The organism is Streptomyces sp. NRRL S-337 (genome assembly GCF_000720175.1).
GTDB classification, from domain to species: domain Bacteria; phylum Actinomycetota; class Actinomycetes; order Streptomycetales; family Streptomycetaceae; genus Streptomyces; species Streptomyces siderophoricus.
Window position 1 is genome coordinate 63,951 of sequence record NZ_JOIX01000004.1, and the last position, 21,607, is coordinate 85,557.

Genomic DNA, 21,607 nt, shown 5'->3' on the forward strand with positions numbered 1-21,607 from the left:
CGAACCACACCATGAGCCACAGCACCCTGCCTCGCACCGCCCAGGAGCCCGGCACCCCGGCACCGCCCGCGGCGCCCGGGCCCCTCACCGCCCCGACACCGTCCGCGACCGCCGGCCCCCTCACCGCCGCGGCACTGTCTTCGCCCCCGGCTCCGGCACCAGCGGCTACACCCACACCGGCACCGGTCCCCACCGACCGCCTGAGGGCCACGCTGCCCGATCCGCTGCCCGACCCGCTGCCCGATCCACTGCCCGATTCGCTCCCCACTCCGCCGCCCGACCCGCTCTCCGTCTGGCCCGGCTCCACGTTGCCGCACGGCCCCGGTGACCTCACCCTCGGCGGCGTCCCGCTGACCGAACTGGCCGACCGCTTCGGTACCCCCGCCTACGTAGTGGACGAGGACGAGGTGCGCCATCGTTGCCGCGCCTACCTCCGGGCCTTCCCCGACGCCGACGTCTTCTACGCGGCCAAGGCGTTCCTCTGCCGCGCGATGATCCACTGGGTGCACGAAGAGGGCCTCGGCCTGGACGTCTGCTCCGCGGGCGAACTGGAACTCGCCGTCACCACCGGCTTCCCGCCCGAGCGGATCGTGCTGCACGGCAACGCCAAGAGCCCGGCGGACCTGGGGGCCGCGCTCCGGCTCGGCGTCGGGCGGATCGTCATCGACTCCACATCCGAGATCGCCCGGCTGGCCGCCGCGGTCCCGGCCGGTACGCGCCAGAAGGTGCTGATCCGGGTCGTCCCGGGAATCGCCGCGGGCGGTCACGCCAAGGTCCGGACCGGGACCGACGACCAGAAGTTCGGGCTGTCCATCGCGGACGGTTCCGCGCAGCACGCCATCACCCGGATCCTCGGCCAGCCGCGCCTCGAACTCACCGGTCTGCACTGCCACTTGGGCTCCCAGATCACCACCGTCAAGCCGTACCTGTCGGCCGTACGGCGGCTGGTCGGCCTGCTGGCACGGATCCGCGAACAGCACGGCGTCACCCTGCCCGAGCTGGACCTCGGCGGTGGGCACGGCGTCGCGTACCGGCCCGGCGAGCCCGCGCTCGACATCGCCGCACTCGGCGCCCGGATCCGCGCCGAGCTGGTACGCGGCTGTGCGGCGGCCGGCCTGCCGGTGCCCCGGCTCGCCGTCGAACCCGGCCGTGCGATCGCCGGCCCGTCGGGAGTCGTCCTCTACCGGGTGCTGTCCGTCAAGCGCACCGGGACGCACCTCTTCGTGGCGGTGGACGGCGGGATGAGCGACAACCCGCGGCCCGCGCTGTACGGCGTGCGCTACGCGCCCCGGCTGGTCGGCCGGTCCTCGTCGGCCGCCCCGGAACGGGTCACCGTCGTCGGCCGGCACTGCGAGGCCGGCGACGTACTGGCCGCCGACGCCCGGCTGCCCGGCGACCTCCGCCCCGGCGATCTGCTCGCCGTGCCCGTGGCCGGCGCGTACCACCTCTCCATGGCCTCCGGCTACAACCTCGTCGGCCGCCCCCCGGTCGTCGCGGTCACCTCGGGCACCGCCCGCCTCCTCGTCCGCCGCGAATCCCTGGCGGACATCCAGGAACGCGATATCGGGCTGTAAGGCCTGTGATCGTTCCCTGACGCCGCCGCACCTCTCGCCCTCTGCCTGGGGCCCGGGCCCCAGGCAGAGGCAGCACCCCCTCAACTTCCATGTACGATGAACCCATATTTGTAGGATGACTGGGCAACTGGTGGGCGAGTGAGCAGGGCGGGCAACCGCGCCGCCGCCAAGTAACAGGAAAAGGCACAGGCACGGACATGGCACTGCAGGCGGCGGGACGACACTCCCTCGTGGACACCGTGGTCGACGCGCTGCGGGGTCAGCTGACGGCCGGGGAGTGGCCGGTCGGCTCGCGGATCCCCACCGAGCACGCGCTCGCCGAGCAGTTGCAGGTGGGCCGCAACACCGTGCGCGAGGCCGTCCGGGTCCTCGTGCACGCCGGGATGCTGCGCTCGCGGCAGGGTGAGGGAACCTTCGTCGTCTCCGCCGCGGACCCGGGCGACATCCTGCGCGGGGTCCGGCGGGCCGGTATCCGCGACGTCCTGGAGCTGCGGATCGCACTGGAGGCGGAGGCCGCCCGGCTGGCCGCGCTCCGGCACCGCCCGGACGACCTGGAGCGGATGCGCGCGGCCCTGGACGCCCAGGCCGAGCTGGCGGACGCGTCCGGGCAACCCGGCTCAGGCAGCCTGGAGCTCTACGCCGATCACGACATCGCCTTCCACAAGGCCGTCGTCGACGCCGCCCACAACACCGCGCTGACCGCGACCTACGGCTGGTTCAGCAGCTCCGTACGGGAGGCGCTGGTCAGCGCGCTGGACGACCAGGCGATGCCGAAGATCGTGCACGGCGACCACCGCGCCGTTCTCGACGCGATCGCCGCGGGCGACCCGGACGCCGCGGAGCGGGCCACCCGCGACCTGCTGGAGAAGCCGAAACGGGCCGTAGAAGCCCTGCTCGGCGAGCCCCCCGCAGCCGCCGCCCGGCGCGCCTGACCCCTTGCTCCGGCTCCCCCAGTTCCCCCGGCCTCCCCCCACTTCCCCCCTTCTCTCCGCTTCCCCCTTCTCTCCGCTTCCCGTAACGCTTGGCGAGGTACGTACGCATGTCAGGACCCCGACCCGCTGCTCCGTCGAGCCCGGACGCTCGGCTGATCGACGCCGAGGAGGATCTCGTCGCGGCACCGGCGGTCGCCGCGGCGCGGCGCCGGCTGCGGACCGTTCATCCGGCGCTTGTGCTGGCCGGGATCGTCCTCGCCGCACTCAACATGCGGGCGGCGCTCGCCGGGGTGTCGCCGCTGCTCGGGGAGATCGGCACGCACTTCCATCTGCCCGCCACGATCAGCAGCCTGGTGACCACCATCCCGCTGGTCTTCATGGGACTGGGCTCGGTCGTCGCCCCCGTACTGGCCCGGCGCTGGGGCACCGAGACCGTGCTCTGCGGGGCGCTGGTGACGCTGTGCGGCGGCATCGTGCTGCGGATCGCGCCGCCGGTGGTCGCGCTGTTCGCCGGCTGCGCGGTGGTCGGTGCGGCCATCGCCCTGCTCAACGTGCTGATGCCCGGCCTGATCAAGCGGGACTTCCCGGACCGGGCCGCCGGGATGACGGCGCTGTACTCGACCGCGATGATCCTCGGCGCGACCGTCTCTGCCGCCACGGCCGTACCGCTGGAGAGCGCGCTCGGCGGCTGGCGGGGGTCGCTGGTCTCCTGGGCGCTGCTGGCCGCCGTCGCCGCGGTGGTCTGGGTTCCGCAGGCGGTGCTGGCGCGGCGCGGCACCCGGCACGGCGCCGCCGCGGCCACGCCCGCGCACCCGGCCGGGCGCGGCCCGAAGCTCGCCCGCTCGCCGCTCGCCTGGCAGGTCACGCTGTTCATGGGCTCGCAGTCGCTGGTCGCCTACGTGATCATCGCCTGGATGCCGACGATCTTCACCGACCACGGGATGGGCAAGGGCGAAGCGGGGCTGGTCTTCGCGTTCAGCACGCTGCTGCAGATGGCCGGTTCGTTCGTGGTGCCGGTGCTGGCGGGACGGATGCAGCGGCAGCGGTTGCTGGGGGTGGCGGTGTCCGCCCTGATGGCCTGCGGCGTCGTCGGACTGCTCATGGCGCCGGTGGCGGGCGCCTGGCTGTGGGCGGCGCTGCTCGGGGTCGGGCAGGGCGGCGCGCTGGGGCTGGCGCTGACGATGATGGTGCTGCGCTCCGGCGACGCGCATACAGCCGCCCGCCTTTCCGGTATGGCGCAGACCGGTGGCTACCTCCTCGCCGCGGTCGGCCCCCTCGCCCTCGGCGCCGTCCACCAGACGACCAACGGCTGGACCGTCCCCCTCCTCCTCCTGCTCACCGTCTGCGCCGGCCTGGCCCTGCTGGCCATGGGCGCCGGCCGCAACCGCCGGATCGGGGAGGCGGCGACGCACACGCCCTGACGCCGCGTACCAAGCCCACCCTGACGGGTGCAGCATCGTCTGGTGGGCGCGGCTCCCCCACCGGTGGCCTGACGGCGAACGCCCGCCCGCTTGTGCGCACGCCCGCCTGTGGGCACGCCCGCCTGTGGGCACGCCCGAGTACGGCCTGACAGCGGGCACCCGCGTACGACCCGCCCGACGTCACGCGACGGGCACGCCTGACAGGAACCCGCGCACGACTGGCGGCGCTCGCGTCCGGCCCGACGACAAACGACGGGCGACGAGCGAGGGGCGACAGGTAGCCACCGAGCCAACGGCGGGCGGCCAACGGCGGGCGGCGAGCGGCAGGCGAGCGGACGGATGGCGACCGGCAAGTCGCAGGCGGCAGGCAGCCACCGAGCTGACGGCAGGCAGCGGACGGCAGAAGGCCACCGCACCGACCGCAACGGGCAGGCAGCCGACGGCAGGCGGCCACCGCGCTGACCCCAATGGCCAGATACCGCGTCAGGACAGCGGAACGGAACAGCCCGGCGGTGACGCCTCGTGTGGGCGGGGGATGGCGGCCCGGTGAACGATCTCCGTCGTTGGCAACGATCCGGGGGTGGCCGCTCGGGGGCCCAGGGGGCGTGGCTTACCGTGCCCCCATGAGCGATGTTCAGCACACCGGTCGCCGGCCGGGCCCGCGGTTCTCCCGCACCGGCCGGCTCATCGTGGTGGCCGTGCTGGCCGTCCTGGTCGTCCTCGCCGTGGTCCTGGTGACCCGGTTGCTGCGGGAACGGGCGAACGAGGAGACCTTGACCGTCCCCGAGGGCCAGCGCGCCGCCCAGATCTACGCCGCCGCGGACAAGGCCCTCCATCTGCCCAGCGGCTCCACGGCGAAGGCCGCCAAGACGGCGCACCTCCCGCTGCCGGCCGAGGCGAAGGGCAACCCGGAGGGCTACCTCTTCCCGGCGACGTATCCGATCCGCTCGGACACCACCCCGGCGTCGCTGCTCTCGTACATGGTCAAGACCGGCAACCAGCGGCTCGCCCAGGACCGCATCACCTCCTACCGGACGGTGGTGATCGCCAGCATCGTGCAGGCAGAGGCGGACCGGCCCGCCGATATGGGCAAGGTCGCGCGCGTGATCGACAACCGGCTGGCCCGGCACATGCCGTTGCAGATGGACTCCACGATCAATTACGCGCTCGGACGCAGCACGCTCCACACCAGCCACGCCGACACCCGCACCAAGAGCCCGTACAACACCTACCGCTACGAGGGCCTGCCGCCCACCCCGATCGACAACCCCGGAGCGGACGCGCTCAAGGCGGCCGGCGCGCCGCCCGCGGGTGACTGGCTGTACTTCGTCACCGTCAAACCGGGCGACACCCGCTTCACCGCCGACTATCAGGAGCACCTGAAGAACGTGCAGGAGTTCAACGACCGGCAGAAGAACGGCGGCGGCGCCTAGGAAGAGACCCCGGAGGCGCCCGCACCGCCTCGGCGTCCTACTCCTCGCCCGCCAGGGTGAGTGCCTTCAGCCGGCGGCCGGCGTACCAGGTCGCGGCGGCAGTGAGCGCCACCAACATCCCTATCGCAAGCGGCAGTTGGACGGCCGAGGTGATCGCTCCTTCGGCGGCGGTCTGCTGGCCGACGGCGAGGGCCCACTGCTGGATGCTGAGGGTCTGCGCACCGGGAACGAGGTTGCCGACCAGCGCCTCCCAGACCAGGGCGTAGACCAGCCCGAAGACCACGGCGTGCCGGGTGATCGTGCCGAAGAGGAGGAAGAGCGCGCTGTAGGCGACCGCGGCGACGGCCGCGGACACGGCGTACCCGACCGCTATCTGCTGGCTGTTGCCGTTCAGCAGGAAGCCGGCGAGCAGCACGGGGAGGGCGGAGAAGGCGACCGTGACGCCGATCGCCACCAGCAGTTTGGTGAAGATGATCGTCGGCCGGGGGACCGGCTTGGACAGCAGGTAGACCACCGATCCGTCGTCGATCTCCGGCCCGATCGCGCCGGTGCCGGCGATGACGCCGATCAGCGGCACCATCGTGCCCAGGGCGAAGCCGCCCAGGATGCTGCCGGCGGTGGTGTCATCGGCTCCGGCCAGGGCACGGACGGCCACCGCGATGACGATGAGCAGGGCGGGCAGCACGAAGAGGATCAGGGCCCGCCGCCGGCCGAGCAGGGCACGGTAGGTGAGCCGGGCGACGGTCGGGTGGAACAGCGAGACCCGGGGCGCGGCGGCCACCGGCGGGGCGGTCGGGGTGGTCGTGCTCGTGGACATGCGTCAGGGCTCCTTTCAGCCTCAGGCCGCTACGAGGTAGGAGAAGACGGATTCCAGCGATTCGTCGGAGGGCGAGACCGTCAGCAGGCGGATGCCGTGGTCGCGGGCGACTCGCGGCAGGAGTTGGGTGAAGCGGCCGAAGTCGACCGCCTGGATGCGCAGTCCGCCCTCGACGAGATCGACCTCGATCCCGGACGTCGAGGGGTCGGCGATCAGCGCGCCCGCCAGCGCCCGGTCGTCGTCGGACCGGACAAGATAGCGGTGCGGGCGGTCGGTCATCAGGCGGCGGATCTTGCGGAAGTCGCCGGACGCGGCGTGCCGGCCGGCGACCACCACCTCGATGTGCGAGGCGAGCTGCTCGACCTCCTCCAGGATGTGTGAGGAGAACAGGACCGTGCGCCCCTCGTCGCCCATCCGGCGCAGCAGTTCCATCAGCTGCATCCGCTGGCGCGGGTCCATGCCGTTGAAAGGCTCGTCGAGCAGCAGCACGGACGGGTCGTGGACCAGCGCGGAGGCCATCTTCACGCGCTGCCGCATGCCCTTGCTGTACGTGGCGATCTTGCGGTCCTGGGCGTACTCCATCTCCACGGTGGCCAGCGCCCGGGCCGCCTCCCGTCGTCCGAGGCCGTGCAGCTCGGCGTTGGCCACGACGAATTCGCGCCCGGTGAGGAAGTCGTACATCGCCTCGCGCTCCGGGACGATGCCGATGTGGCGGTAGATGCCGGCGTTGCGCCAGATCGTCGCCCCGTCGAGGGTGACCGAGCCGTTGGAGGGGGCGAGGAAGCCGCCCATCATGTTGATCAGCGTGGACTTGCCGGCGCCGTTGGGGCCGAGCAGGCCGGTGACTCCGGGGCCGATGGTCATCGTGATGTCGTTGACGGCCACGACATTGCCGAACCAGCGCGAGGCGTGGTCGATGTGGAGGGTACTCATAGACCGGCCTTCCGGTAGCGGCGCATCAGCAGGGCATAGCAGCCGGCGATGGCGATCAGGGTGACGAGGAGGTAGACGAACCCGGCGCCGGTCGACGGCGCGAGCCCGTTGGGGAAGGAGCTGCTTCCGCCGAGGAACGTGGACTGCACCCCGTCGATGAGCGTGATGGGGGAGAACAGTCCGAGCCAGCCGACGGCGGACTCGCTGCCCTGGACGAAGGCGATGTTCTGGACCGCGCTCACCGCGCCGTACGGGATGGTGAGGACGGCGATCACGGCGGCGACGCCGAAGCCGCGGCGCGGGGTGAGCGCGGAGACGACCAGCCCTATCCCGGCGAACAGCAGCGACAGCAGCACCACGGAGACGAGCCCTTGGGCGAAACCCTTGGTCTGGTCGAGGAAGTCCATCTTCGCCAGCAGTGCGCCGACGTAGAGGACGAGCAGCGGGGCGGCGGTGAGGACGAACAGGGCGCTCGCCATCGCCGCGAACTTCGAGGCCACGTAGTCGCCGCGCTCGATGGGGCGGGAGAAATACAGCGGCACGGTCTTGAAGCGCAGGTCCCGGGAGACCGACTGGGGGGCCTGGGCGGCCAGATAGAGGCCGATGACGGCCTGGAGGTAGATGGCGTAGCGGGTGTAGCCGACCGGGAGGCTGTGGGCCTTGGTGAACACCGCGACCGCGACCATGATCGCGGCGGGCAGGCACATCACCGCGAAGAGCAGCATCGGCAGCACCTTGCTCTTGGCCGAGCGGCCGAGGCCGTAGGCGCCGCGCAGACTCTGTGAGAACAGGGACCGGCGGGCATAGGCGCGGCCCAGCCGCGGGCCGTCGTAGTGGCGGTAGCCGATGTTGTGGATGGAGGCGCCGGGTGGGGCGGTGGATGCCGGGGTCATGGGCTCAGGCGACATCGTGGGCGCCTCCTTCCTGAGTGGCGTACGGGGCGCCCGGGGCGCCTGCGGGGGTGGCGGTGGCCTGGGCCCGGTCCGCGTCGCGGAAGACCTCGGCGATCTGGTGGCGGCGCTGTTCCATCCGGATCAGGCCGAGCCCGAGTCCGGCGACGGTGTCCCGCACCAGGTCGTAGGTCTGCTCACCGGCCGCCTCGACGAACAGCAGGTGGCCGGAGGAGGGGAGGCCGCCGGTGCCCTGAGCGCCGGTCGTCACCGCGACGCCGGCGGCGGCCAGGGCCGCGCGCAGCGCCTCCGTGCCGTCCGGGTGGGCCTCGGTGTCCGTGACCTCCACCGCGAGGGAGGCCGTGACCTGTGTGAACTCATCGGTGGCGGAGGACCGCAGCAGCTTGCCGCCGTCGATGACGACGACGTGGTCGCAGGTGCGCTCCAGCTCGCCGAGGAGGTGCGAGGTCACGAGGACGGAGATGCCGAAGTCGGTGTGGACCCGCCGGATCAGGCCGAGCATCTCGTCCCGGCCGGCCGGGTCGAGGCCGTTGGTGGGCTCGTCGAGGAACACCAGCTGCGGGTCGTGGACCAGCGCCTGGGCCAGCTTCACCCGCTGCTTCATGCCCGTCGAATAGCCGCCAATGGGGCGGTAGCGCTCCTCGTAGAGGCCGACGTGGCGCAGGGTGTCGGCGGTGCGCTCGCGGGCGGCGGTCGGCGGCAGTCCTGACATCCGGGCCATGTGCACGACGAACTCGGTCGCCGAGACGTCCGGCGGCAGGCAGTCGTGCTCGGGCATGTAGCCGACCCGCTCGCGGATGGCGCTGCCGTCCTTGGCCACGTCGAGGCCGAGGACGCGCGCCGATCCCTCGCTGGCCGGGGCCAGTCCGAGCAGGATCTTGATCAGGGTGGACTTTCCGGCGCCGTTGGCACCCACCAGGCCCGTTACGCCGGGGGCGATGTCAACGGAGAGCCGGTCCAAAGCGGTCACCCGCGGGTACCGCTTGCTCAGGCTTTCGGTCACGATCACAGTCACGTCTTCGACGGTAGTGGCGCCCGCCACACCGGTCGTCAACCCACAAGTCGGTATCCGTATCCCCCTGCGGTATTACGAGCCCGTAGGGGTTCTCCTGCTTTGAGCGGCCCTCGTCTCAGGGTCGGGGCCGTAGGGGCGGGCCGTCCGGCTTCCCACCGCCGGGTGCGTCGGACCCCTTGACGCCGCCGCTGGTCATTGTCACATTCATCAGTGTCAAGTTACGGGCGCGTACCGCGATGAACGGCTCACGGACGGACGGTTGGCGATGGCCCCAGTCACCACAGCGACCTCAGCAGCAGCCGGCGAACTCACCGCAGAACTAAGGGGGTTCAGAGAGGTCCAGCGGCTCGCCTACGCCTGCGCGGAGGCCGTGGCCGCCCAGCTCAAGCCCGGGATCACCGAGCGCGCGGCGGCGCGGATGCAGCGCGAGTGGCTGCGCGAGCGCGGGGTGCGGGACTGGTTCCACCTGCCGTTCGCTTGGTTCGGCGACCGGACCGCGTTCGTCAACTTCCGGATACCGCTGCAGTTCTTCCCCACCAATCGCGAGCTGGAACCGGGGATGCCCTTCATCCTCGACATGGCCCCCGTCCACCAGGGCTTCACCGCCGACATCGGCTACTCCGGCTGCCTCGGCCTCAACCCCGTGCACGACAAGCTGCTCGCCGACCTGGAGGCGCACCGCGAACTCATCCTGCGCGAGGTCCGTGAACGCCGCCCGCTGCGGGAGATCTACCAGGACGTCGACCGGCTCATGGTGCGGCAGGGCCACGCCAACCGCCATCGCGCCTATCCCTTCGGCGTCATCGCGCACAAGATCGACTGGGTCCGGCAGCGCCGCTGGTCCCCCACCCTCTTCGGGTTCGGCACCCAGTCCCTCAAGGGCCTTGCCTCCGACGCGCTGCACGGTCACCGGGACGGCTGGTCCCCGCTGTGGAGCCCGTACACCTTCTCCGACCATCCGCCGCAGCCGGGGCTGTGGGCGGTCGAACCCCACCTCGGGTTCCGGGGCACCGGCGCGAAGTTCGAGGAGATCCTGGTCGTGACGGACTCCAAGGACCCCCAGGAAAGCGCCTTTTGGCTGGACGACGATCTGCCGCACGTGCGGCGCTGGCAGGAGGAGAAGGCCGCGTGAAGACGGGACGTGGACGTGGACGGGACGCGGCTGCGGGCCGCGGCCAGGAGCCGGGCCGGACGCAGGGCGGGGCGCCGGGCCGGGCCTCGGGCGGGGCATCGGGCGGAGGGCCGGGGCTCGCCGGGGCGACGGAGCGCTGGGTGCACACCGGCGGCGTGGAGCTGTGCGTCGCCGAACTGGGCGACCCGGAACACCCCACGGTGCTGCTGGTGCACGGCTATCCGGACAGCAAGGAGGTGTGGTCCGAGGTGGCCCGCCAGCTGGCCGACCGCTTCCATGTGGTGCTCTACGACGTCCGGGGCTGCGGCCGGTCCACCGCCCCGCGGCCGCTGCGCGGTGGCTTCACCCTGGAGAAGCTGACCGACGACTTCCTGGCCGTCGCCGACGCCGTCAGCCCCGACCGCCCGGTGCACGTCGTGGGCCACGACTGGGGTTCGGTACAGGCCTGGGAGTTCGCCACCGTGCGCCGCACGGAGGGCCGGATCGCCTCCTTCACGTCCATGTCGGGGCCGTCGCTGGACCACTTCGGCCACTGGATCAAGAAGCGGATGGTACGGCCCACCCCGCGCCGTGCCGCCCAGCTCCTCAACCAGGGCGCCAAGTCCTGGTACGTCTACATGCTGCACACACCCGTGCTGCCCGAACTGGCCTGGAAGGGTCCGCTCGGCAAGCGCTGGCCGGGCATCCTGCAGCGGGTGGAGAAGGTGCCGGCCGGGGACTACCCGACCGCCTCGCTGCCCACCGACGCGGCCCACGGCGCCTGGCTCTACCGCGACAACGTCCGCGCCCGGCTCCGCCGCCCGCGCGCCGACGCCTACGCGCACTGCCCGGTCCAGCTGATCACCCCCACCGGAGACGCCTTCCTCTCCCAGCGGCTCTACGACGACCTGGAGCAGTGGGCGCCGCAGCTCGTCCGCCGCACTCTCCCGGCCAAGCACTGGGTCCCCCGCACCCGCCCGGACCAGTTGGTCTCCTGGATCACCGAGTTCGTCACCGCCAAGGAGGAGGGCGACCCGGCGAAGCAGGTCACGGCACGCGGCCCGTACGCCGACCGGTTCGGCGGACAGCTGGTGCTGGTGACCGGGGCGGCCAGCGGCATCGGCCGGGCCACCGCGTTCGCCTTCGCGGAAGCCGGCGCCCGGATCGTCGCCGTCGACCGGGACGCGGAGGGCGCGGCGCGGACCGCCGAGCTGGCCCGTCTGATCGGCGCCCCGCAGGCCTGGCCCGAGGTCGTCGACGTCGCGGACGAGGCCGCCATGGAGAAGCTCGCCGACAAGGTCGACGCCGAGTACGGCCCCGTGGACGTGCTGGTGAACAACGCCGGGATCGGCCTGTCCGGCTCCTTCCTGCAGACCACCACCGACGACTGGAAGAAGGTGCTGGACGTCAATCTGTGGGGGGTCATCCACGGCTGCCGGATCTTCGGCAAGCGGATGGCCGACCGCGGTCAGGGCGGCCACATCGTCAACACCGCCTCGGCGGCCGCCTTCCAGCCGTCGAAGGTGCTGCCCGCCTACAGCACCTCCAAGGCCGCGGTCCTGATGCTCAGCGAGTGCCTGCGCGCCGAACTGGCCGGGCGGGGCATCGGCGTCTCGGCCATCTGCCCCGGGCTGGTCAACACCTCCATCACCAGCACCGCCCGCTTCGCCGGGGTGTCGGCCGAGGAGGAGAAGCGCCGCCAGGCCAAGGCCGCGCGGATGTACGGGCTGCGCAACTACCCGCCGGAGAAGGTCGCCGACGCCGTTCTGCGGGCGGTGGTCCGCAACCAGGCGGTGGTGCCCGTCACCCCCGAGGCCCGCGGCGCCCATCTCCTGTCGCGCTTCGCCCCGCGGGCCCTGCGCGCCCTCGCCCGCATCGAGCCGCGGCTGTAGTCCGCACCCGACCAGCAGGAGCCCCCAGCGACCGGGCATTGCCGAGAGCCGGACCACTGCGCATGTCAGGAGCCGCGCATGAGTACCTCCCCCCTCCAGGAGCCGCCCCACCCGATCACCCCGCGCCGGGTCTCGTTCGACTGGCGTGCGACACCGCTGCTGTGGATACCCGACGAGCCCACCGCGACCCATGTCATCAACGTGCTGCACCTGCTGCTGCCGGCCGGGGAGCGGTGGTTCGTCAAGGTCTTCAAGGAGGCCCTGCCGCTGGTCCGGGACGAGCAGCTCCTCAAGGACGTCAAGGGCTTCATGGGCCAGGAGGCCACCCACAGCGTCCAGCACTCCTACGTCCTCGGCCATCTGGCCCACCAGGGCCTGGACACCGGCCCCTACACCCGGCACGTCGACTTCCTCTTCGAGCGGCTGCTGGGCGACCGGCCGCCGCTCGGCGTCCCCGTCCCGGAACGGGAGTGGCTGCGCTTCCGGCTCTCCCTGATCGCCGCCATCGAGCAGTTCACCGCGGTGCTCGGGAACTGGGTGCTGGCCGCCGACGGCCTCGACCGGGCCGGGCCCGACCCGGTCATGCTCGACCTGCTGCGCTGGCACGGTGCGGAGGAGGTCGAGCACCGGGCGGTCGCCTTCGACATGTACCAGCACACCGGCGGCGCGGACCCCGGCCGGTACGCCCGCCGGGTGCTGGGCATGGCCGTCACCGCCCCCGTGCTCCTCCACCTCTGGGCCTGGGGCGCGGCCTACCTCCTCCGGCACGACCCGCAGCTCGCCGCCCGGTCCCGCTACTCGCTGCGGGAGCACAACCGGGCCGTCCGTAAGGGACTGCTCCCCACCTGGCGTGAGCTGGGAACGGCGATACCGCGCTATCTGCGGCGGTCGTACCATCCCTCGCAGGAAGGGTCGCTGCGCGCGGCCGTCGCCTATCTGGCGTCCTCGCCGGCCGCCCGGGCCGCGGCGGGCGCGGTGGGCCGCGCGGCCGTCTCGTAGCGCGCGGCCGACGGAGGAGGAGCACCGCAGTGACCGAGCAGCCGCCGGCGGCCGCAGCCCGCCCGGCCGAGTACCGCATCGACGACCTGGCCCACCTCAGCGGTGCCACGGTCCGGACGATCCGCGCCTATCAGGACCGCGGGCTGCTCCCCCGCCCGGAGCGCCGCGGCCGCGCCAACGTCTACGGCACCGCCCATCTGGCCCGGCTGCGCCAGATCGCCGATCTGCTGGACCGCGGCTACACCCTCGCCAGCATCAAGGAGCTCCTCCAGGCCTGGGACGCCGGTCTCGACCTCGGCGGAGTGCTGGGCCTGGTCGCCGAGATCGACGGGCCGTGGACCGACGAGCAGGCGTCCCGGATCAGCCGCAGCGACCTGGACGCGGCCTTCGGGGGCGCCTCCGACGAGGCGGCGGTCGCCGAGGCCGTCGAGCTGGGCGTCCTGGAAAGGCTTCCGGGGCGGGACGACGAGTTCCTCGTGCCCAGCCCCCAGGAACTCGCCGTCGCCGCCGAGCTGCACTCCGCGGGTGTCCCCCTGCTGGCGATCTCCGCCCATCTCCGTGAGCTGCGCGGCCAGGTGGAACACATCGCCTCGCGCTTCCTGGACTTCACCACCGAGCACGTCTTCCGGCAGTTCCTGGACCATCCGCCCACCGATGCCGAGGCGGCCGAGGCCGCCGCCCTCGTCCGCCGGCTGCGGCCACTGGCCCAGCAGACCGTCGATGCCGAACTCGCCCGCGCCATGCGGACGCTGGCCACCCGCTACCTCCGCCAGCACCTCAGCGAGGCGCTGCCCGCGGAGATCCACGGCCCGGGGGCCACCGCCGCACCGGAAGGCTCCGGGCCGGTCACGGACCCCCGTACCGCGACCGACCCGAAACCTGCTTCCGGCCCCGCCCCTGAGACCCCGGCGGGTCCCGGGCCGCAGCCCGCCCGGGCGGCCGGGGCCGGGGCCGGCGCCGAGGCGGTGGCGCTGCCCGCCGACGCCGTGGCGGCCGTACGGGCCCTGGTGGGTCCCGAGCACACCGCGGCGTTCATCGCGGCCGCCGCCCGGCGCGAGGTGCAGGCCCGCGCCATGGACGCCTTGGTCCCGAACGGCCCCCATGCCCCGTCCGAGGGCGCCACGGACACCGCCCGCCGCACCGAGCCCCCGCCCGGCACCTGAGCCGGCACCTGAGCCAGCACGCCAACAGGCGTGCCACTTAGCGCTCTTCAGTTCTCAAGAAGCGTGCGATCGCGGTTATTCCGCCCCGGATGCACAATCTGTCGGGACCTCTCGACGACTCGCCGGCTCAACGTGCCGGGTCCGGCAGCCAGTTGCCGTGGAAGCCGTACGGCACCCGCTGCGGCAGATGGACCGTGGCCACCGGGGCAACGGATATGTCCTCGGCGTCGAGGACGACCAGATCGCTGGTATCGGTGGCCGCGTCGTAGACGTAGGTCAGCAGCCAGCCCGGTCCGCCCGGACGGTCGTCCGCCGGGGCGAAGACCGCCTCGCCCGGGGTGCGGCCCGGACCGAAGTCATGGCGGACCACCGCGCCGGTCTCCAGGTCGTAGCGGAGCAGGGCGCCGGGTATATGGCCCGTCCCCGGGGCCTCGGCGACGGTGGCGTGGCCGAAGCGGGCCCGCTGCCCCACGAGGCGGTCGTCCACCCGCGGGAACTCGCAGTACTGGTCGTCGAGCTGCTCCTCGGCGACGGTGCCGGAGGCCAGGTCGATCGTCCAGCGCCACAGGCAGGACGGCTTCCTGCCAGTGAAATCGGGATAGCGGGAGACATGGAGGACGATCCGCTGGTCGCCGTCGTCATGGGCGTTCAGCGCATGGAAGACGTAGCAGGGGTCGATGGGCAGCCAGCGGACCTCGCCGTACGGGTCGTCCCGGCGGAGCACGCCCAGCCGCGCGCCGTACTCCGGGTCCCAGCGGTAGGGCATCCCGGGGCGGCGGTGGGCGTCGAAGACCATCGGGAGGTCCATGAAGATCACATGGCGCTCGGTCAGATGGAAGTCGTGCATCATCGTGTGCGCCGTGACGTCGATGGGGCGACTGATCACCAACTCCCCGTCCGCATCGGCCCGGTGGTAGGTCAGATAGGGCGGTCTGGCCCCGCCGTACCCGAAGAAGTGCAGCTCGCCGGTGGTCGGGCAGGTTTTGGGATGCGCGGTCATGGCGGTGGTGAGCCGTCCGCCGAAGTCATGGACGCCCAGGGTCTCCAGCTCGTGGCCGGGACGGCAGTCGATTTCGTACGGGAACGACGACTCGACGAGCGCGAGGGTACGGCCGGCGTGCCGGACGACATGGGTGTTGGCCACGCCCGCCGACAGATTACGGCGGCCCTGTGCATCGCGGGGCGGCACTCCGTCGGTGAAGGTCGAGGTGCGGACCCAGCGGTTGCGGTAGGAGACGGCCCGGCCGCCCTCCAGGCGGAGCCCGTGGACCATGCCGTCACCGAAGAACCAGTGCGGCGTGGCGGCGTCCCGCGGGTTGGGGCCGTTGCGCAGGAACCAGCCGCTGAGCTCGGGCGGCAGGGTGCCGGTGACCGGGAGGTCGTAGGCGGTCAGCTCCTCGGCGACCGGGGCGAAGTTGCCGGCCAGGTGCGGAGCGGGGACGTCGGAGGCGGACGGGGTGGTCGGGGATGTGGTGGTCATGACGCCAGACCTCCCTGGATGCCGGCCTGCGCGACGGCCTGCTGCTCGAAGCGGGCCCGGGCCCGGTCGGGGTAGCTGGAGGTGAAGCGGACGGGGAGGACGAAGCCGGCGACCTGGACGAGGACCGAGTAGGCCGTGTTCAGCTCGTAGGCGGAGACCAGGGCCTGGGCGGTCGCGGTGAGGGTGAAGGAGAGCGCCCACGCGGCCGTGAGCACGACGTTGATGCGGCGGAACAGCGGGGTGTGCCAGACCTCGGGCGGAGCCATCCGGCGCGCGATGCCCATCGTGAAGGGCCGCCGGACCGCTATCGACACCCAGGCGATGAGCGCCAGCCAGCCCATCGAGAGCGCGCTGCCGTACAACCGGAGGCCGCTGTCGGGACGGGCGAAGGCCAGCGCGGACAGAGCGGCGAAGAAGACGATCGTGCCGTACTCCAGCACGCGGTAGTCCAGTGAAAGGCCCGCCGCCCGGTCGGCGACGAGCAGCACGACGGCCGCCAGCAGACCGGCGAGAGCGCCCCACTGCCAGCCGACCGTGGACACCCCCGCGAAGACCAGCCACGGCACGAAGCCCCGCAGATAGTTCATGTCTCCCCCTCTTCGTCCGCGGCCGCACGACCGGCGCCTTCGCCGTCCGCTCCCCGCCGCACATTCCAACTTCGACATGTCGAATGTAGAAGGTCCTCCTTTGACATGTCAACAGTGGAAGGTAATGTGCCGGTCATGAGCCTGAGACATGCCGTGCTGGGCCTGCTGTCCGAAGCCCCGGCAAGCGGCTACGACCTGATGAAGCTGTTCAACGCCACGCTCTCGATGGTCTGGCCCGCCACCCAGAGCCAGGTGTACGGCGAGCTCGGCAAGCTCACCACCGCCGGCATGGTCGAGGTCACCGCCCACGGTCCCCGCGGCCGCAAGGAATACGCGATCACCGACGAGGGGCTGACGGAGCTGCGCCACTGGCTCACCCAGGTCGAGCCGAGCGGCCCGCAGCGCGATGACGGCCTGCTGCGCGTCTTCTTCCTCGGCATCGTCACGCCGCTCGAAGCCCAGGCCTTCCTCCTCCATCAGGCCGAGCTCGCCGCGCGCACCCGCGCCATGTGCGAGCAGGTCGACGAGAACGCCCAGTGGGACGACGAGATGATTTCGGTCTACGGACGGATCGCCCTGGAGTACGGCCTGCGGATGTCGGCGGCCCAGGAGGAGTGGGCCCGCTGGGCGGCCGATCAGGTGACCACCGCCAAGGCGCGACGGGCCAGCGAGCTCGCGCACGCCCAGCACGAAGGACACGGGCGAAGCCGCGAAGCACACGGAAAAAGCGCCGAGGTTCCGCAGGGGGACGAGACCGACGGGACGTGAATTCGGATGCCTCCGGGGCGCCCGGCGCGGCACCCTGGAGGCATGAACACCCAGCGCTCCGTGCGTCTCTCGAAGTATGTGTCGAAGCATTTGCGCCATGCACCGGAGCGGATCGGCCTCACCCTCGACGCCCAGGGCTGGGTGCCTGTCGACGACCTGATGGCGGCGGCCGCGGCCCACGGATTCCCGTTCTCGCGGGACGAGTTGGCAGCCATGGTGGCCGGCAACGACAAACAGCGCTTCACCATCGAGGACGGCCGCATACGCGCCAACCAGGGCCATTCCCTACCGGTGGACCTCGGACTGCCGCCGGCCGAACCTCCCGCACAGCTCTTCCACGGCACCGTGGCGCGCAATGTCGCCGCCATCCGTGAGGAGGGGCTCCTGCCGATGGGCCGGCACGCGGTCCACCTCTCGCCGGACCGGGACACCGCGACCCGGGTGGGCGCCCGACGCGGCAAACCAGTGGTCCTGGTCGTGGACGCCGCGGCGATGCACCGGGCCGGACACGTCTTCCGGGTCAGCGCGAACGGCGTCTGGCTCACCGACCGGGTGCCCGCGCCCTTCCTCCGCTTCCCCGGGTGAGCCGTACCGTCCGCCCCTTCACCACGCCACCCGAGGGATCACAGCCCCGGCGCGCCCCATACGGGGAACCACCGCGCCAGGTCCTTCTCGACCGTCAGATCATCCCCGAGCAGCGCCCTGACCTGGAGTTCGAGCGGATTCTCGCGCTTCTCCCCACCGCCCGGCTTCGGCGCGAAGGGGTAGAACGTGCCCCTCTTGTAGAGGTAGACCAGCGCGAGCGACCGCTGCCGTTCGTCACGGAAGCCGACCAGCGAGCACAGTAGTTGCGGCCCAAAACCCGCCTCCTCCAGAGACGTGTTGACCGCGTGCAGGTCGTTGACCAGGCCCGCCACGTCCTCCGGCGGATGCCGTACGAGCAGCCAGGTGTAGCCGTACGCGTCCTGGGTGAACTCCACCGGCCCGTCCAGCAGGGACCGGGCCTCCTCCTGGATGCGGGAGAACGCGCCGCCCTCCACACTGGCGAAGCACACCGAGCCGAGGCCGGTGGGCGTGAATCCGGCCGCGGCCTCAAGGGTGACCGCCGCGGACGGCAGCGCGAAGAGCTGGTCCAGATCGGGGCGTACCGGCTTGCTGCGGCCGAGGAGGGCGTCCAGAAATCCCATGCGCGGGGTACTCCTTGCTCCTGGAGGGGCCGGCCCGCACCGTCAGTCCGGGCCGGTGATCGTCACGGCCGCCTCACGCCCCGAGCTGCGCCGCGATCCGGCCCAGCTGGTCCAGGCGCTGTTCCAGCGTCGGGTGCGAGGAGAGCATCCGGTGGAAGCTCTCCTTGTTGATCGCCGGGGCGAAGAAGAAGGCGTTGTACGGCTGGGCCTTGCGCAGGTCTTCGGTCGGGATCCGGGCGATCTGCCCGGTGACCTTGGTCAGCGCGGCGGCAAGCGCGGAGGGGCGGCCGGTCAGCAGCGCGGCGGCGCGATCAGCGGCCAGTTCGCGGTAACGGGACAGCAGCCGGGTCAGCAGGAAGCTGATCGCGTAGACGACCGCGCTGACGGCGGTGACGATCAGCACGGCGATGGCCGCGTTCTGGTCCCGGTTGTTGCGTCCGACGCCGCTCCACAGGGCGGCCCGGGTGATGATCCCCGCCAGGACGCCGAGGAACGACGCGATGGTCATCACCGCGACATCGCGGTGCGCGACATGCGAGAGCTCGTGGGCCAGCACGCCCTCCAGTTCCTCCGGTTCCAGCCGGCGGAGCAGGCCCGTGGTGGCGCACACCATCGAGTTCTTCTGGCTGCGGCCGGTGGCGAAGGCGTTCGGCACGTCCGACTCGGCGATCGCGACCCGCGGCTTGGGCATGTCGGCCAGGGCGCACAGCCGGTCCACGGCGCCGTGCAGTACGGGCGCCTGCTCCGGCGTGACCTCGTGCGCGCCCATGCTGAAGGCCGCGATCCGGTCGCTGAACCAGAACTGCGCGACGAACAGGCCCCCCGCGATCAGCAGCACCACCACCCAGGCGCCCTTCAGCAGGACCACCAGCACGCCGACGACCACGACGTACAGCAGCCCGATGAAGAACATCGTCGTGACCATCCGCGAGGTCAGCCCGCGGTCCGGGGCGAATCGGGTCTGTGCCATGGCTCCTCCACGAACACCGCACTTCGCGCAGTGCGCCGGCCCGCTCGTGCGCCGGTCTCGCCCGGCGCGCCGCGTCCGCCACACTGCGCCGCTGTCCCGATTCTCCCTCTTCCGGGCTATACGCGGGGTAAAGCGGAGGTGAGCGAACGACCGGGCACGTCGGGGCGGGCCGGGCGGCGTGTTTCACGTGAAACCAGCTGTAGCCCGGCCCCGCCAGAAGGCCCGGCCCCGCCGATCCGGCCCGCGCCCGGAGGCCCGCCCAGAAGCCCGGACGGAGGCCCGCCCGGAGGCCCGGACCGAGGTCCCTCCGGGAAGCCCGCTCTCCCCGCCCCTACGACCCCTACGAGGTGCCGAGCTGCGCCAGCCCCTCCGTGGCGATCCGCTCGAAGACGTCGAGGTCCGCCGCGAAGAACGAATCAGCGATCGGCCAGTGGAGGACCAGCTCGTCGAAGCCCAGCGCGGCGTGCTTCCCGGCGAAGTCCACGAACGCGTCGACGGAGTCCAGCGGCCGGTCCGGGGTGAAGCCGGAGAGCATGATCTTCTCCAGCTCGCCGGCGTCGCGGCCGATTTCGGCACAGGCCTTGCCGAGCCGTTCGCACTGCCCGCGAACCGCCTCCAGGGAGTCGGCCGAGCTACCGCCGCCGTTGGAGACCTTGGGGTCACCGGTCGTCACCCACGCCTGGCCGTGCTTGGCCGCGAGCTTCAGGCCGCGCGGCCCGGTGGCGGCCACCGCGAACGGCAGCCGCGGTCGCTGCACACAGCCGGGGATGTTGCGGACCTCGTGTGCGGAGTAGTGCTCGCCCTCGTACGAGACCACGTCCTCGGTCAGCAGCCGGTCGAGCAGCGGCACGAACTCGCCGAAGCGGTCCGCCCGCTCCCGCGGCGACCAGGGCTCCTGGCCGAGGGCGGTGGCGTCGAAGCCGTTGCCGCCGGCGCCGATGCCCAGCGTGAACCGGCCACCGCTGACGTCGTCGAGGGAGATCAGTTCCTTGGCGAGGGTGACCGGATGCCGGAAGTTCGGTGAGGTCACGAGGGTGCCCAGGCGCAGCCGGGAGGTCGCGGCCGCGGCGGCGGTCAGGGTCGGCAGGGCCCCGAACCAGGTCTGGTCGCGGAAGCTCCGCCAGGACAGGTGGTCGTAGGTGTAGGCGGCGTGGAAGCCCAGCTCCTCGGCGCGCTGCCACACCTCCCGTCCACCTTCGGACCAGCGGCGGACGGGAAGTATCACGGTGCTCAGTCGCATGCCCTCGAGCGTACGGCCGTCCGGGTGTTCCCCACGATCGCCTCCGGCCACCGCACGGAGCCGGCCGTCGTGGGTCCGTACACCGCCCTGGCCCGTAAGCAGGCCCCCATCCCGTCCTCCGCCCGGCCCCCTCACCGGCTCATCCGCGCGACCCACCGCACGCCTGTGCGCACCGGTGCGGGAAGATGGGCCCGTGATTGATGCCTCCGCCACGCCACCCCGGGCGCCCGAAACGGCCGTTGCCCCCGGACCGGCCGTGCTGCCCGAACCGGCCGTCGTGCCCCGGCTGATCGCCACCGATCTGGACGGCACCCTGCTGCACGACGACAAGACGGTGTCCGAGCGGACCATCGCCGCGCTCGCCGCCGCCGAGCGGGCCGGCATCGAGGTGTTCTTCGTCACCGGGCGCCCGGCCCGCTGGATGGACGTGGTCAGCGACCATGTGCACGGCCACGGCCTGGCGATCTGCGCGAACGGCGCGGCCGTCGTCGATCTGCACCGCGGCGGCCGGATCGTCGAGGTCAGCCCGCTGGACCAGGCGCTCGCGCGGGAGGTCGTGGACGCGCTGCGCAGCGCCGCGCCCGGCACCTCGTTCGCCGTCGAGCGCACCAGCGGCATCCATTACGAACCGCAGTACCCGCCGCTCCTGCTGGACCCGGCCGCGGTCGTGGCGCCGGTCGAGAAGCTGCTGGCCGACGACTTCGTGGCGCCGCTGGGGCCCGACGGCCCGGCGGCCGGCGCGGAACCGCCCCCCTTCCCCGACCAGCCGGTCATCAAGCTGCTCGCGCACCACCCGGACCTCGAGCCGGACACCTTCCTCGCGCTGGCCCGGTCGGCCGCGGGCGATCTGGCGTCCTTCACCCGCTCCAGCCCCACCGCCCTCCTGGAGATCAGCGGCCCGGGCGTCAGCAAGGCCGGCACCCTGGCCCACTGCTGCGCCGAACGCGGGATCTCCCAGGAGGAGGTCGTCGCCTTCGGGGACATGCCGAACGACATCGAGATGCTGAGCTGGGCCGGCACCTCGTACGCCATGGCCAACGCCCATCCGGAGGTGCTGGCCGCCACCACGGGCCGTACCGCGTCCAACAACGAGGACGGCGTCGCGCTGGTCATCGAGCAGATTCTGCGGCGGTGCGCCGAGCGGGGTGCCGCGCGCCCCTGAGCGGCAGCCGAT

Annotated in this window: 20 protein-coding genes; 11 read left to right on the top strand and 9 right to left on the bottom strand. The window is 72.2% G+C overall.

Annotated elements, in window-relative coordinates:
* The first annotated feature begins 11 nt into the window (after positions 1–11).
* From lysA to mltG, 4 genes are all read left to right on the top strand, one after another.
* A complete protein-coding gene (lysA, locus tag IG62_RS0105465; RefSeq protein ID WP_234326292.1) occupies positions 12–1,574 on the top strand; it encodes a diaminopimelate decarboxylase in 1,563 nt (520 codons plus the stop codon).
* 197 nt (positions 1,575–1,771) lie between these two features.
* On the top strand, positions 1,772–2,506 hold the full coding sequence (locus IG62_RS0105470) for a FadR/GntR family transcriptional regulator (RefSeq protein ID WP_030798225.1): 735 nt from the start codon (positions 1,772–1,774) through the stop codon (positions 2,504–2,506).
* Positions 2,507–2,613: 107 nt separating this feature from the next.
* Positions 2,614–3,927 (top strand): CynX/NimT family MFS transporter, encoded by a 1,314-nt coding sequence (locus IG62_RS0105475; RefSeq protein WP_030798227.1) that lies wholly within the window; start codon positions 2,614–2,616, stop codon positions 3,925–3,927.
* Positions 3,928–4,550: 623 nt separating this feature from the next.
* A complete protein-coding gene (mltG, locus tag IG62_RS0105480) occupies positions 4,551–5,360 on the top strand; it encodes an endolytic transglycosylase MltG (RefSeq protein WP_051797660.1) in 810 nt (269 codons plus the stop codon).
* 37 nt (positions 5,361–5,397) lie between these two features.
* Here mltG and IG62_RS0105485 read toward each other — a convergent pair whose 3' ends face one another.
* The 4 genes from IG62_RS0105485 to IG62_RS0105500 form a co-directional block, all read right to left on the bottom strand.
* Positions 5,398–6,117, bottom strand: a complete 720-nt coding sequence (locus IG62_RS0105485) for an ABC transporter permease subunit (protein ID WP_030798232.1) — start codon at positions 6,115–6,117, stop codon at positions 5,398–5,400.
* A gap of 81 nt (positions 6,118–6,198) precedes the next feature.
* Positions 6,199–7,110 (bottom strand): ABC transporter ATP-binding protein, encoded by a 912-nt coding sequence (locus IG62_RS0105490; RefSeq protein WP_030798234.1) that lies wholly within the window; start codon positions 7,108–7,110, stop codon positions 6,199–6,201.
* On the bottom strand, positions 7,107–8,003 hold the full coding sequence (locus IG62_RS0105495) for an ABC transporter permease (protein ID WP_107052912.1): 897 nt from the start codon (positions 8,001–8,003) through the stop codon (positions 7,107–7,109). The genes IG62_RS0105490 and IG62_RS0105495 overlap by 4 nt, the downstream gene beginning before the upstream one ends.
* 4 nt (positions 8,004–8,007) lie before the next feature.
* Entirely contained in the window at positions 8,008–9,063 is a 1,056-nt protein-coding gene (locus IG62_RS0105500) for an ABC transporter ATP-binding protein (RefSeq protein WP_037837858.1), read from the bottom strand.
* A 238-nt stretch (positions 9,064–9,301) separates the two neighbouring features.
* Here IG62_RS0105500 and IG62_RS0105510 point away from each other — a divergent pair, with 238 nt between their 5' ends.
* From IG62_RS0105510 to IG62_RS41430, 4 genes are all read left to right on the top strand, one after another.
* Positions 9,302–10,168 carry a M24 family metallopeptidase gene (locus IG62_RS0105510; RefSeq protein ID WP_051797662.1) on the top strand — a complete coding sequence of 289 codons (867 nt, stop codon included), beginning with the start codon at positions 9,302–9,304 and terminating at the stop codon, positions 10,166–10,168.
* A gap of 140 nt (positions 10,169–10,308) precedes the next feature.
* Positions 10,309–12,039: an SDR family oxidoreductase gene (locus tag IG62_RS0105515; protein WP_030798242.1), complete on the top strand. Its 1,731-nt coding sequence runs from the start codon at positions 10,309–10,311 to the stop codon at positions 12,037–12,039.
* A gap of 78 nt (positions 12,040–12,117) precedes the next feature.
* Positions 12,118–13,038, top strand: coding sequence for a metal-dependent hydrolase (locus IG62_RS0105520; protein WP_030798249.1), 921 nt, complete (start codon positions 12,118–12,120; stop codon positions 13,036–13,038).
* A gap of 29 nt (positions 13,039–13,067) precedes the next feature.
* Positions 13,068–14,201 carry a MerR family transcriptional regulator gene (locus tag IG62_RS41430; RefSeq protein ID WP_078871831.1) on the top strand — a complete coding sequence of 378 codons (1,134 nt, stop codon included), beginning with the start codon at positions 13,068–13,070 and terminating at the stop codon, positions 14,199–14,201.
* Positions 14,202–14,328: 127 nt separating this feature from the next.
* Here IG62_RS41430 and IG62_RS0105530 read toward each other — a convergent pair whose 3' ends face one another.
* A complete protein-coding gene (locus IG62_RS0105530; protein ID WP_030798251.1) occupies positions 14,329–15,681 on the bottom strand; it encodes a carotenoid oxygenase family protein in 1,353 nt (450 codons plus the stop codon).
* Positions 15,678–16,268 carry a hypothetical protein gene (locus IG62_RS0105535; RefSeq protein WP_030798252.1) on the bottom strand — a complete coding sequence of 197 codons (591 nt, stop codon included), beginning with the start codon at positions 16,266–16,268 and terminating at the stop codon, positions 15,678–15,680. The genes IG62_RS0105530 and IG62_RS0105535 overlap by 4 nt, the downstream gene beginning before the upstream one ends.
* A 135-nt stretch (positions 16,269–16,403) precedes the next feature.
* Here IG62_RS0105535 and IG62_RS0105540 point away from each other — a divergent pair, with 135 nt between their 5' ends.
* Positions 16,404–17,036, top strand: a complete 633-nt coding sequence (locus IG62_RS0105540) for a PadR family transcriptional regulator (protein WP_078871832.1) — start codon at positions 16,404–16,406, stop codon at positions 17,034–17,036.
* A 42-nt stretch (positions 17,037–17,078) separates the two neighbouring features.
* The gene (locus tag IG62_RS0105545) at positions 17,079–17,621 is read left to right on the top strand and encodes an RNA 2'-phosphotransferase (protein ID WP_030798256.1); all 543 of its coding nucleotides are present in this window, start codon (positions 17,079–17,081) and stop codon (positions 17,619–17,621) included.
* Positions 17,622–17,659: 38 nt separating this feature from the next.
* Here IG62_RS0105545 and pspAB read toward each other — a convergent pair whose 3' ends face one another.
* The 3 genes from pspAB to IG62_RS0105560 form a co-directional block, all read right to left on the bottom strand.
* Positions 17,660–18,223 carry a PspA-associated protein PspAB gene (pspAB, locus tag IG62_RS0105550; RefSeq protein WP_030798259.1) on the bottom strand — a complete coding sequence of 188 codons (564 nt, stop codon included), beginning with the start codon at positions 18,221–18,223 and terminating at the stop codon, positions 17,660–17,662.
* 73 nt (positions 18,224–18,296) lie between these two features.
* Entirely contained in the window at positions 18,297–19,193 is an 897-nt protein-coding gene (gene htpX, locus IG62_RS0105555; RefSeq protein WP_030798261.1) for a zinc metalloprotease HtpX, read from the bottom strand.
* Positions 19,194–19,533: 340 nt separating this feature from the next.
* A complete protein-coding gene (locus tag IG62_RS0105560) occupies positions 19,534–20,433 on the bottom strand; it encodes an LLM class flavin-dependent oxidoreductase (protein ID WP_030798264.1) in 900 nt (299 codons plus the stop codon).
* Between the two features lie 193 nt (positions 20,434–20,626).
* Here IG62_RS0105560 and IG62_RS0105565 point away from each other — a divergent pair, with 193 nt between their 5' ends.
* Positions 20,627–21,595: a Cof-type HAD-IIB family hydrolase gene (locus tag IG62_RS0105565; protein ID WP_030798267.1), complete on the top strand. Its 969-nt coding sequence runs from the start codon at positions 20,627–20,629 to the stop codon at positions 21,593–21,595.
* Positions 21,596–21,607: the final 12 nt, after the last annotated feature.